The organism is Kitasatospora sp. NPDC091207, assembly GCF_044768625.1.
In the GTDB taxonomy this organism is placed as follows: Bacteria; Actinomycetota; Actinomycetes; order Streptomycetales; family Streptomycetaceae; genus Kitasatospora.
The window spans coordinates 17,417-28,934 of record NZ_JBIVVS010000018.1 but is presented as its reverse complement, the minus strand read 5'-3'; the positions used below and the strand labels follow the sequence as shown (position 1 = coordinate 28,934).

Annotated in this window: 12 protein-coding genes, 1 tRNA gene and 1 riboswitch; of the genes, 4 read left to right on the top strand and 9 right to left on the bottom strand. The window is 74.4% G+C overall.

Features of this window, described 5'->3' with window-relative positions; genetic code table 11:
* Position 1 precedes the first annotated feature (1 nt).
* The 3 genes from ACIQTO_RS26100 to ACIQTO_RS26090 all read right to left on the bottom strand — a co-directional run bounded on the left by ACIQTO_RS26100 (position 2) and on the right by ACIQTO_RS26090 (position 1,855).
* Positions 2-571, bottom strand: a complete 570-nt coding sequence (locus ACIQTO_RS26100; protein ID WP_402392538.1) for a TetR/AcrR family transcriptional regulator — start codon at positions 569-571, stop codon at positions 2-4.
* 34 nt (positions 572-605) lie between these two features.
* A complete protein-coding gene (locus tag ACIQTO_RS26095; protein ID WP_402392535.1) occupies positions 606-1,481 on the bottom strand; it encodes an alpha/beta fold hydrolase in 876 nt (291 codons plus the stop codon).
* Positions 1,482-1,564: 83 nt separating this feature from the next.
* Positions 1,565-1,855, bottom strand: coding sequence for a YiaA/YiaB family inner membrane protein (locus ACIQTO_RS26090; RefSeq protein ID WP_402392532.1), 291 nt, complete (start codon positions 1,853-1,855; stop codon positions 1,565-1,567).
* 245 nt (positions 1,856-2,100) lie between these two features.
* Positions 2,101-2,259: riboswitch (cyclic di-AMP (ydaO/yuaA leader) on the top strand.
* 12 nt (positions 2,260-2,271) lie between these two features.
* Here ACIQTO_RS26090 and ACIQTO_RS26085 point away from each other — a divergent pair.
* Positions 2,272-3,129, top strand: a complete 858-nt coding sequence (locus tag ACIQTO_RS26085) for a M23 family metallopeptidase (RefSeq protein ID WP_402392529.1) — start codon at positions 2,272-2,274, stop codon at positions 3,127-3,129.
* Between the two features lie 54 nt (positions 3,130-3,183).
* On the opposite strand, the gene ACIQTO_RS26080 is transcribed toward ACIQTO_RS26085, so the two are convergent.
* Entirely contained in the window at positions 3,184-4,176 is a 993-nt protein-coding gene (locus tag ACIQTO_RS26080; protein ID WP_402392526.1) for a hypothetical protein, read from the bottom strand.
* 42 nt (positions 4,177-4,218) lie between these two features.
* On the opposite strand from ACIQTO_RS26080, the gene ACIQTO_RS26075 reads away from it, so the two are divergent.
* From ACIQTO_RS26075 to ACIQTO_RS26065, 3 genes are all read left to right on the top strand, one after another.
* The gene (locus tag ACIQTO_RS26075; RefSeq protein ID WP_402392523.1) at positions 4,219-4,809 is read left to right on the top strand and encodes a GNAT family N-acetyltransferase; all 591 of its coding nucleotides are present in this window, start codon (positions 4,219-4,221) and stop codon (positions 4,807-4,809) included.
* 108 nt (positions 4,810-4,917) lie between these two features.
* A complete protein-coding gene (locus ACIQTO_RS26070; protein ID WP_402392521.1) occupies positions 4,918-5,631 on the top strand; it encodes a sensor domain-containing protein in 714 nt (237 codons plus the stop codon).
* Between the two features lie 79 nt (positions 5,632-5,710).
* Positions 5,711-6,463: a class I SAM-dependent methyltransferase gene (locus ACIQTO_RS26065; protein ID WP_402392518.1), complete on the top strand. Its 753-nt coding sequence runs from the start codon at positions 5,711-5,713 to the stop codon at positions 6,461-6,463.
* 52 nt (positions 6,464-6,515) lie between these two features.
* Here the strand turns inward: ACIQTO_RS26065 and ACIQTO_RS26060 are convergent, their stop codons facing one another.
* The 5 genes from ACIQTO_RS26060 to trmB form a co-directional block, all read right to left on the bottom strand.
* Positions 6,516-7,601 carry a hypothetical protein gene (locus tag ACIQTO_RS26060; protein ID WP_402392515.1) on the bottom strand — a complete coding sequence of 362 codons (1,086 nt, stop codon included), beginning with the start codon at positions 7,599-7,601 and terminating at the stop codon, positions 6,516-6,518.
* A gap of 512 nt (positions 7,602-8,113) precedes the next feature.
* Positions 8,114-8,683 (bottom strand): hypothetical protein, encoded by a 570-nt coding sequence (locus ACIQTO_RS26055; RefSeq protein ID WP_402392512.1) that lies wholly within the window; start codon positions 8,681-8,683, stop codon positions 8,114-8,116.
* Between the two features lie 448 nt (positions 8,684-9,131).
* Positions 9,132-9,205, bottom strand: a tRNA-Met gene (locus ACIQTO_RS26050).
* Between the two features lie 50 nt (positions 9,206-9,255).
* Positions 9,256-10,539: a PrsW family intramembrane metalloprotease gene (locus tag ACIQTO_RS26045; protein ID WP_402392509.1), complete on the bottom strand. Its 1,284-nt coding sequence runs from the start codon at positions 10,537-10,539 to the stop codon at positions 9,256-9,258.
* 126 nt (positions 10,540-10,665) lie between these two features.
* On the bottom strand, positions 10,666-11,496 hold the full coding sequence (trmB, locus tag ACIQTO_RS26040) for a tRNA (guanosine(46)-N7)-methyltransferase TrmB (RefSeq protein ID WP_402392507.1): 831 nt from the start codon (positions 11,494-11,496) through the stop codon (positions 10,666-10,668).
* Positions 11,497-11,518 lie beyond the last annotated feature (22 nt).

Below are 11,518 nucleotides of genomic sequence, written 5' to 3'. Positions count from 1 at the left end.
CTCAGGCCGTGGGCCAGTTCCGGAGGCCGCCGGTGAGCAGGGTGATCAGGCGGTCCTGGGTGTCGGAGAGGTTCTCGGCGAGCTGGAAGCCGCCCCCGATCGACAGGGAGGCGAAGCCGTGCGCCACCGACCGGACGGTCCGGGCGGCGTGGACGGCCTCGGAGCCGTCCAGACCGTAGCCGCGGAGCACCGCGATGATCACCCCGACCAGCCGGCCGGCCGCCCTGGTCAGGTCGTCGTCCGGCTGCGGGGCCTGCGGCAGCGCGTTGTACCGGTGCGGGTGCTCGGTGGCGTACCCGTGGTAGGCGCGCAGCACGGCGGCGACGGCGTCGTCCCCGCCGCGTCCGAGGGCGGCCTCGGCGAGCCGGTCGGCCAGCTCCTCGGTGACCCGGACGGCGATCAGCCGCCGCAGTTCGGCGAGTCCGCCGCTGACGTGCTTGTACAGCGAGGGGGTGGCCACCCCGGCGCGGCCGGCGACGGCGGCCAGGGTGAGGGCCTCGGACCCCTGCTCGTCGAGGAGGGCGAGGGCGTGGTCGACGACCTGTTCGGGGGTCAGTCCGACTCTGGGCATGGTGCGGTCTCCGTGCGGGCAGAAGGGGCGGGGATCAGGCCAGTTCGGCGAGGAACGGCAGCAGGGCGTCGGCGGTGGCCCGCGGGTGGTCGGCCATCGGGTAGTGCCCGGCGCCCTCGATCATCACCTTGCGGGCCTTCAGCGCGGCGGCCTGCCGGTCGGCGACCAGCTCCGGCCGGGGGAAGTCGGGGTCCTTGCTGCCCATCACGACCAGCGCCGGGCAGGTCACGGCGGCGGTCCAGCCGGTCGGCGCGGAGTCACCGCGGACGTAGCCCCGGGTGGCCTTCTTGCGGCCCGGCGTGCGCATCGCGGCGACCAGCCCGTCCACATAGGCGTCGAAGTCGGCCGGCTTGGCGGTCGGGTAGGCCATCCTGCGGTGGTAGAGGCCCCAGAACGCGGGCGAGTGCACCAGCAGCGCGCCCATCACGCCGAACATCGCGCGCTGCAGCGTGCTGGGCGGCACGTTCTCGACGAAGGCGTCCAGCAGGACGATCCCGGCGACCCGCTCGGGCGCGTCCCCGGCCACCCGGACGGCGGTCGCGCCGGTGTAGGAGTTGCCGACCAGCGCGGCGCGACCGATGCCGAGGTGGTCCAGCAGGGCGAGCACGTCGGTGGCGATCGCGGCCGGCGAGTAGTCGTCCCAGTCGATCGAGGACTCGCCGAAGCCGCGCAGGTCCAGGGTGATCACCCGGTGGCCCGCGGCCACCAGCAGCGGGCGCAGGTGCCGGTACGCGGCCCGGCTGTCGAGCATCCCCGGGAGCAGGACGACGGGGGCGCCGTCGCCCCGCACCGTGTCGTCGAAGGCCAGCCGGCCGCCGGGGACGTCGAGGTACTGGGTACTGGGGGTGAAGGTGCCGGGCATGGGGGCCTCCTCGGTCCGCCGGGACATCGGCTGAGTGCAGATAGCCATAAAGCTAAGGCTAATAGCCTTAGCCGTCAAGCGGGCCCGTCGCGGTCCACCGCCGGGCTCCCGGCGCGCCCCGGTGTCGCGGCTCAGACCCCCTCCACCTTGAACGGGTCGTGCTCGGCGAGCAGCTTCTCCAGCCGGGCCTGGTCCACCCGGGTGACGATCTCGTTGGTCTCCTGCCGGTCCCGGACCACCTTGGCCAGGGTGAAGGCGGAGGTGACGGTGTAGAGCAGCCCGACCGCGAGGAAGGCGCGGGTCCAGCCGCCGACCGGCAGGTAGGCGATCCCGACGGCGAGGGCGCCGCCGGAGAGGGCGAAGGAGAGGACGGCCTGGATGTAGTACGCGGCCGTGGTACGTGACTGCATCGGTGCGTTCATGGCGTCAGGATGGCGGCGCCGGTCCGGGCCGCACATGAGTAGAAGTACTCAGATAGGGGGTCGTTCGTTGACGTCCAATCACGTTCGGTAGTGTCAGTTGTCGGTAATCCGCCCAAATCGCCCATCGGGTCGCGTAGTGTCCGAGTCGTATCCGGCTCTCCCGAACGGACGGCTTGGAATCAGAGGCTCCTAGGATTAACGTTTGATAACGCAGCGCGGTCCGCAACGCCGTACCCAGACGGCACCGTGCGCCGTCGCCTAATCCCGCCGGCCGGCCTCCGGGCAGGCCAGGGAGCCGGGGAACCACGTTCCTTGGGGTGAATCGGCCGGGCCCAGGCCCAGCCGTAGGAGACCTTCCTGCTCCGAACCCGTCAGCTAACCCGGTAGGCGCGAAGGAAGGAAAGGAGCGCGCCTCCGTGGCGTCGTCGCACTCTCCGGCACACCTGCCCGGCTCCCCCGCCGGCACCCAGCTGCTCGACCACCCCTGGCCGCCCGCCCATCCGGGCGAGTTCGGCGGGCCCGCCGACGGCGGCCCGCAGGCCGCCGAGGCCAACCGGCACCGGATGCCCCGTCAGAGCCGCGGCACCGCTCCGCTGCTCGGCGTCACCGCCGTCGCCGCCACCCTCGGCGCGACCGGGTTCGCCTCCGCCACCCCGGCCGCCGCCCCCGCCGTCGAGGCCCCGGACGAGACGCCGGTCGCGCTCTCCGCGGACCCGGGCCTGGCGCTCGCCGCCCGGATCCAGCTGCAGGCCGACAGCCAGCGCACCGCCGCCGAGGAAGGTGCCCGCCTCCAGGCCGCCAAGGAGGCCGAGGCCAAGCGCGCCGCCCAGCAGCAGGAGGCCAAGCTCGCCGCCGAGGCGGCCGAGAAGGCCAAGCTCGCCGCCATCAACCTGCCGGTGCGCGACTACGACCTCTCCGCCCACTACGGCCAGAGCGCCTCCTACTGGGCCCACCTGCACACCGGCCTGGACTTCGCCGCCGACACCGGCACCCCGGTGTACGCGGTCGGCCAGGGCACCATCACCTCGGCCGGCTGGGCCGGGTCGTACGGCTACCGGATCGTCGAGACGCTGCCCGACGGCACCGAGATCTGGTACTGCCACCTCTCCTCGATCATCAAGGGCTCCGGCAAGGTCGTCCCGGGCCAGCAGCTCGGCAAGGTCGGCGCGACCGGCAACGTGACCGGCCCGCACCTGCACCTGGAGGTCCGCCCCGGCGGCGGCGCCCCGGTCGACCCGGAGACCTGGTTCGAGCAGCGCGGCATCACCCCCTGACAGCACGCCACGGTGCCCCGGTCGTCACCACGACGGCCGGGGCACCGTCGCGTCTCAGGCCCCGGGGGCGTCCCGGTCCTCGGCCTCCCCGGCTCCGTCGGTCACCTCGGCTCCGTCGGCCGCTTCGGCTTCCCCGGTCTCGAAACCCTCGTCGGCTTCCTCGTCGGCTTCCTCGGGGGCTTCGGAGAGCTGCGCCACGTACGCGTCGATCTCCTCCTGGCCCGGCTCCGGAGCCAGCTCCGGGAACTCCTCCACCAGCAGCCGGGGCAGCCCCGGCACCGTCCACTCGCCGGCCAGGTCCAGCGCCGCCTCCACGGCGGCCTCCTCGAACGCCCCGAAGTCCCCGGCCAGCTCGTCGGGCATCGGCCGGCCCAGCGCGGTCAGCTCCGCCAGGTTGCGGTAGCTGCGCCGCATCAACCCCTGTTCCAGGAGCCGGCGGGCACCGTCGGTGGCCATCCCGACGCTGATCGCCCGGGCGTCGCCCCAGCCCCCGTCGTCCACCGCGTCCAGCTCGCCGGCCTCCTCCAACGCCTCGCACGCGGCGAGCCGGTCCTCCGGCGCCAGCTCCCGGAACGCCGTCAGCCAGCCCCGGACCGCCTCCGGGTCGGTGAGGTCCACGCCGTCCGCGCGCAGCAGCAGCGTGTACAGCCGGGGCCAGGTGACCAGATCGGCCCGGCGCAGCAGCCCGGCGGCCACCTCACCCTGCCACTCGGCCTCCGCGTGCAGCCGCTCCTGCCGCTTGGCGTTCAGCCGCTTCGCGGCCCGCTGGTGGTCGATCAGCAGCCGCACCGCCGCGCCGTACGCCAGCGGGTCCTCCTCCGGTGCGGGCTGGACGTACAGGTAGAGCCGCTCGTACAGCAGCTGCTCCACGGCGTCCGAGGTCAGCTCCGGCCAGCCGTCGCGCATCCTGCCCTCGCCCAGCTCCAGCAGCGCCAGCACGGCCCGCACCGGCGCCTCGGCCACCGGCGGGCGGTCCTGCGTCCGCGCCCAGGCGAGCAGTTCGGCGGCTTTGGTGCGCGGGGCGAGCCGCAGGTCTTCTTCTTCCATGTCACGTAAGGTAACCGGAAAGCCCGGGTAGGGTCGGCAGGCATGGTCCCCGTCCGACTCACCGGCCCCCGCCTGGCCATCCGCGAGTTCCACCACAGCCCCGGTGACATCGACGCCCTGTACGCGGTGTTCGGCGATCCGGAGGCCACCCGCCATCTCCCGTTCGAGCCGCGTGACCGCGAGGACTGCGCCGACCAGATCGAGCAGTACCTGGAGGAGGCGCTGCGGGACGAGCGGACCGTCTACCGGCTGGCCGTCACCCGCCGTACCGACGCGGACGACCCGGCCCGCGCCGTCCCGATCGGCAACGCCGCCCTCACCCTCGGCGGCCACCACTGCGCCGACCTCGGCTACGCGCTGCGCCCCGACACCTGGGGCAACGGCTACGCGGGCGAGCTCACCGCGCTGCTCTGCGACTTCGCCTTCGGCCCGCTCGGCCTGCACCGGCTGGCCGCCCGGGTGGACGTGGAGAACGCGGCCTCGATCAGGGTGCTCACCCGGGCCGGCTTCCGGCCGGAGGGCCGGATCCGCCACGACGTGCTCCTGCGCGGCACCTGGCACGACTCCTTCCAGTACTCGCTGCTCGCCGACGAGTGGCCGTCCGGCGGCGGGCGGCCCCGGACGGGGGGTTAACCCCCCACCCGCTTCGCGGGGGAGCCGGATGTCCGCCCGGTCCGGGCTCTGACAGGGTTGAGACGTCAGCCCGGCACACCACCGAGAAGGACCCGAGGACCGAGGGCCATGAGCAGCAGCCTCAGCACGCAGCGCAGTGAGTACGACCGCGACGACGCGGTACGGCGCACCGAGGAGCCGCCGTACGTCTGGCGGGCGCCGTTCTCGTCCTACTTCTACCGGGAGCTCGGCTTCGCCCTCACCGGGCTGCCGGTCGCCCTCGTCGGGTTCGCGTTCGCCGTCGTCCTGTTCGCCTTCGGCCTCGGCACCCTCGTCACCGTGCTCGGCATGCCGGTGCTGGCCGCCCTGACCGGCGGGGCCCGGGGCTTCGGACGGCTGGAGCGGGCCCGGGCCCTCGGCATGCTTTCGCTGGACGTGCCCGGCCCGAAGCCGGTCCGGGCGAGCCGGCCCGGCGGCTGGGGCGCGATCACCGCACGGCTGGCGGACGCGGCGGGCTGGAAGGCCGTGCTCTACCAGGTGGTGATGTTCCCGTGGGCGGTCCTCAGCTTCGCGATGTCGCTGACGTTCCTGCTGGTCGGCTGGGTGCTGGCGCTCTACCCGCTCTACCAGTGGGTCTACCCGACGTACGTCGGCTGGCCGGGCTTCAAGGTGTTCGACTACGCCGACAGCCACGGCGTCGAGCACGTCTACTACGTCGAGGGACCGCTGCAGATCGCCGGGGTCTCGCTGCTGGGCTTCGTGTTCGTCCTGCTCACCCCGCAGCTGGTGCGCGGCCTGACCAACGTCAACCGGCTCGCCGTCCGGGGCCTGCTCGGCCGCTGAACGCCCGCCCGCCCCTTCGGCCCCGCCCGCCCCGGACGCTCCGGGTGCGGGCGGGGCCGACCCGTGTTCCGATGGCCGAATGGCCGCCCGTACCGACCCCGCCGCCGACGTCCTGGTCACCTCCCGCCCGCTGGACGAGTACTGCGCGCTGTTCGACCTGACCAGGGCCTCGCTCGCCGCCCTCCCCGGCCCGGTGCTCGACTGCCCGGGCGGCGCCGCCGGTCTCGCCGCCGAGGCGCGCGAGCTGGGCTGCCGGGTGATCGCCACCGACCCGGCGTACGCGTGGCCGGCGCCCGAGCTCGCGGCCCGCGCGCTGGCCGCCCGGTCCGCCATGGCCGCCGCGATGGACGCCCGGCCCGACCTCTACCCGGCGCCCTACCACCGCCCGTACGACCGCTACCTGCGCAGCTGGGACCGGGCCCGCCGGCTGTTCGCCGCCGACTCCGCCGCCCACCCGCAGCAGTACGTGGCGGCCGCGCTGCCCCGGCTGCCGTTCGCGGACGACACCTTCGCGCTCACCCTCAGCGGGTTCCTGGTCTTCGCCTACCCGGAGCTCTTCGGCCCCGCCCAGCAGGTGGCGGCACTGACCGAGCTGGTTCGGGTGACCGCCCCCGACGGCGAGGTCCGGGTCCACCCCCTGAACGACGGTGCGGGCCGCCGCTGCCGCCACCTCGACGGGCTGCGCCGCGCGCTGGGTGAGCGCCGGATCGCCAGCGAGGTCCGCCGGCTCCCGGCCGGCTCGGGGCGCCTCGGGCGGGTCCTCGTCCTGCGGGCCGCCGACCACCGGCTCAGGTCCGCCGGCGCGGGCCCGTCCCGGCCGGGCGGGCGGTAGTCACCCGTCGCGCGGCTGCTCGACCGGTCCGGGCTCCGCCGTCGGGCCGGGCCTAACCCGGCGGCCGGCTCTGCCGGTCGGACTGGTCGGACTGGCCGGACTGGCCGGGCTGGTCGGGCTGCGGTGCGGCGGTCGGACCGGCCTGCTGCGGGAGGTCGACCTTCCGGGGGAGCGGGGCCGGTGCCTCCAGGCGGGACAGGATCTTCTCCGCCAGCCAGCTCCGGTCCGAGCCGTACGGGATGCCGTCCGCGGCCACCAGCCGGCCGGCCACCGCGTCGCGCAGGCGCTGCCCCTCCGCGGCCGGCAGCCGGGAGAGCAGGCCCCGGGCGGCCAGCAGCGCGTGGTACTGCTCGAAGCCGGAGCGCGGGCGCTCGATCGCGTCCAGCACGCTGGGCAGGTCGGCCAGGGCCGGATCGCCCTGCATCAGGGCGAGCGCCTGGATCCGCCGGTCCTCTGAGCCGTCCGCGAACAGCTCCCGGACCCGGTCCGCCGTGAGTGCCGAACGCCGGGCCGTCGACCGGACCTCGGCCAGGACGCTCTCCGGCCCGGTCGTCGCGTCCGACGGCAGCAGGCGGGCCGGTTCGTCCGCCCGGCCGGCGCTGCCGCCCAGCAGCCCCAGGTGCTGCATCGCCCGGACCCGCAGGTCGTCCGCGCCCACCTTGTCGCCCCGGCGGTCGCGGTCCTGGCCGGCCAGGAAGAGCTCGAGTGCCTGGTCGGCGTCGGAGAGCACCTGCGGCAGGGCCAGGCGCGTCACCAGCCAGCCGGCCAGGAAGCCGAGCACCAGGAAGTACAGGACGAGCGCGGCCGCGAAGGGGGCCGCGCCCTCCTCACCGCCCAGGGCCGGGGCCAGCGCCGCGCCGAGCTGGTGCAGTCGCTCGCCGAGCGAGCCGAGCTGGGTCAGCCCGACGCCCAGCAGCACCTTGGTCAGCCAGTCGGAGACCTGCTCCAGATTGGTGTTCGGCACGTACGAGCCCTGCGGCTCACCGCCCGAGCCGCCGCGCACCCGGGGCACCCCGAACAGGAAGCCGAGCGCGCCGCCGAGGACGGCCGAGGCCCCGGACACCACCAACCCGCCGCCCAGTGCCTGCCAGCTGTGCTCCCGGCCGAGGGAGAACAGGAGCAGTCCCAGCGCCCCCACCCCGAGCAGCGTCCCGACCGCACCCCGCTGTGCCGTGCGCGGGGCCGTCGTTCCCCCGGCCCGCCGCGTCCTCGCCATCGCCTACCCCCTGTGGCCGTCCCGCTCCGCTCCGGAATCCGCGCCGACTCTAGCGCCGGAGCCCCGGGAGGCAAACGCCCCGGGCGCCCCGTCCGGGGGCCCGACCCCCGCCGGAGGCCCGCTTCCGGGCCCGGAGCACCGGCCCCGGAACAGCAGACAGCCCGTGGGCTGCTCCTCGGTGTCCGGCCTCGCGATGGCCGGGCGCCGAGGCACCGGGGATGTACCGGTGAGCCCACGGGCCGGGTGACTGCTTGGAATTCGCCTGCCGGAGGCATCGAGCCTCGTCCTGCGCAGGCAGGGGCGGCTCTAGCGAGCAGCCACCTCACGCATCCTGATGGAACTCAATTCAGGATCACCTCCCTTCAGTGTGCGGCTACTTTAGGCAGCTCACCCGAAGGAGGGCAACGGATTAAACCGGGGCCGTCGCGCGGGGCTCAGGCGGTCTTGAACTGGTCCTTGAACTTGGAGAAGTCGAGCACGCTGTCGGCCGGCGGGGCCTGGACGGTGAGCGGCTTGTCGTAGTCGGTGAAGTCCATCCGGCCGGTGTCCTTGCCGGCGGTCTTCTCGATCCGCACCGGGTAGGGCCTGCCCTCGGTGGCGACGTGGATCGTGGACTCCTCGCCCTTCTCGTCCTTCACCTTGAGGCTGAAGGTCTTCGCGCCGTTGACGGTGCCGGCCGAGCCCTCGGTCGCGGTGGACTTGGCGCCGTCCTCCTCGACGATCTTCTTGCTCAGCTCGGCGAGGTTGCAGACCGAGCTGAGGTTCTTCATCTCCGGGTCGCTCTCGAAGCCCGCCAGGTAGCGGCCCTTGAACAGCTCGGCGGCCTTGGCGCCGTCCGGGCCCCCGATCGCGGTCCAGAACTCCTTGTCCGGCTTCACGTACGACTGCTTGCCGTCGTTGACGATCTCGAACGTGCCCGCGCCGGGCATGCCCATCGAGCCGGTGCACCAACCCTTGGTGTCGGGCGCCAGGTCGATGCTCATCCTGCCGTCGTCGTCGGTCATGTTGCCGACGATCTTGACGGGAGGAGGCGCCGGTCAGGGCGTCCTTGGCCTGCTTCTCGATGTCCTGGGCGCTCAGCTTGTCCGTGTCGAGCTTCGGGACGGCGGCGGAGGCCTTGTCCTTGGTGGTGCCGCACGCGGTCGTGCCCGCTGCCAGCAGCAGACAGATCGCGGCGGTGCCGGCAAGGCGCTTCGTCAGCATGGGAGCTTCCTGACTCGGCGCGTCCGAGCGCGTCCGAACGGGTGAGAGGGGCTCCCAGTATGTTTCACGGAATTTTATCTGATCTTGGGATCTGGCGGTGTCGCGGTTTCGTGGCCCGACTGTTGCCGCCCCATCGCGACCAGGCCGGGCGAACGGTCCCGGGCCGGCGCGAGGCTCCGGAACACCGGAAGGGCTCCGGACATGCGAAAGGCCCGGAGGAAGAATCCTCCGGGCCTTTCCGCTACTGAGTAGCGGGGACAGGATTTGAACCTGCGACCTCTGGGTTATGAGCCCAGCGAGCTACCGAGCTGCTCCACCCCGCGTCGGTGAACACCACACTACGGGGAAGTCGCCCGAATGGGAAATCGCTTCCTCACCGGGCCCCGGCGGGGGCGTGCGGGCGGCGCGCGGCATGGCGTGCGGTCCTGGTCCTGGCCCAGGCCGCGAAGCAGACCAGGGCGGCGAAGCACGGCACCATCAGCACCGCGTACACGAGCAGGAAGCCGTGGGTGCCGAGGTCGGCGGCGGCGTTCCAGGTGCCGTGCAGGGCCATCGACAGCAGCAGTCCGGCCGGCGCGGCGAGCCTGGCCAGCCGGCGCCGGCCGGTGGTGAGCGTGATGGCCAGGCCGAGCCCGGTCAGCGCGGTGAACAGCGGATGGGCGAAGGGGGAGAGCAGGCCGCGCAGGACGAAGGTCTGCACGGTGCCGTCGAAGTCCCGCAGGCTGGGGGACTCCCCGAGACCGATGCTGTCCAGCCGCTGCTGCTGGTCGTCGGTGAAGGCCCGCCCCAGGTAGAGCGCGTTCTCGGTGAAGGCGAAGCCGCAGGCGGTGATCCCGCCGAGGACGACCCCGGCGGCCAGGGTGCGCGGGCGGGCCCGGGCCCGCGGCCGGTCGGGCGTCGGCGGGTAGGGCCGCAGGTACGGGAGCGGGCGCAGGTAGGGGCGCGGCCGCGGCCGGCCCCGGGCGTGCGGCGGGGCCGGCCGGCGGTCGTGTCCGCGGGGCTGCCCGGGGCCGGGCAGCCGGCGCAGCACGCTCGCGCAGGGGCGGTCGGTGCGGTGGCCGTGACATCGGATCCGCCGGCCCAGCGGCAGCAGCAGGACGAGCAGGGCGGCGCCCTTGGCGCTCTCCTCGATCACCGGGGTGACCAGGTCGGCGCCCAGCACCTCGCCCAGGCTGCCCTGGTGGGCCGTCAGGTAGGTGCTGGTCCAGCCGTTGGCCAGGATCGCGACGGTGGTCGCCGCGAAGGCGCCCCAGCCCAGGCAGAACACGCTGTGGCGCAGCGGCACCCGGGCGGTCTGGTTGAGCCAGGCGAGGCCGCCGAGCACGAAGGGCAGCGGGACGAGCGCCAGGCCGAGCCCGACCAGCAGCCCGGTGGTGCCGGTCTGGCGGCGGACCAGGTGGAGGATCAGCACGCCGCAGCCGGCGAGTGCCAGGACGGCGGTGGCGGTGACCGAGGAGAGCGCGGCCGGGCGGGCGGAGCGCGGTCCCGGTGCGGCGGCGGCCGGCGGCGCGGGGGCGGCGGGCCAGGGCACGAGCCGATGGGCCCGGCGCCTCCTGGGCCCCGGGATGGCGCGGGTGCCGGCGGTGCGCGTGGGCGTCTCGCGGTCGTCGGCGGCCCGGACGGTGGTCCGGTACCCGCCGGCGGACGGGCTGCTCACCCGGCACAGGGTAGGCCACGGCACCGGCCCGCCGGGAGGACTCGGGACGAATCCCCTCCGGCGGGCCGGGTCGGTCGGGGGCGCGGGGTGGGCGCGGGGCGGCCGGGTCGAACGCCCGGCGGCGGCTCAGCGGCGGCGGAACAGCAGGTCGTGCACCACGTGGCCCTTGGCGATGCCGGCCCGTTCGAACTTGGTGACCGGCCGCCAGTCGGGCCGGGGCGCGTAGCCGGGGATGCTGCCGTCCGGGTGGTCGGCGGGCTCCAGCCAGCCGGTGCCGTCGCCCTCGGGGTGCAGGTTCTCCAGCTCGGGCGAGGCGGAGAGCACCGCCAGCATCTGCTCGGCGTACGGCTCCCAGTCGGTGGCGCAGTGCACCAGGGCGCCGGGGGCCAGCCGGGGCAGCACCAGCTCCAGGAAGGACGCCTGGACCAGCCGGCGCTTGTGGTGCTTCGGCTTGGGCCACGGGTCGGCGAAGTAGACCCGCAGACCGGTCAGCGAGGCGTCGGGCAGCATGTCGCGCAGCAGGATGACGGCGTCGCCGGCGGCCGGCCGGACGTTGCGCGAGCCGTTCCGGTCCAGCAGGCCGAGCAGGTTGCCGTGGCCCGGGGTGTGGACGTCGGCGGCGAGGATGCCCATCGCCGGGTCGGCGGCGGCCATCGCGGCGGTGGTCTCGCCCATCCCGAAGCCGATCTCCAGGGTGACCGGCAGGCCGCCGAAGAGCGCGTCCAGGTCCAGCGGGCTGCCGTCGATGGCGATGCCGTACGTCTCCCAGTCCCGGTCCAGCGCGCCCGCCTGGGCGTTGGTCATCCGGCCCCGGCGCGGCTGGAAGCTGCGGATGCGCCGCTCGCTGTGCTGGGCCTCGGTGGCCCGGTGCGGGTACATCGGCGCGGGGTAGCCGGCCGGCGCGGCGGAGAGCCGGACGGACGGCGAGGGCGGGGGGATCGGGGCGGTGGCAGTCACAATCACCCGAGTCTACGGGGCC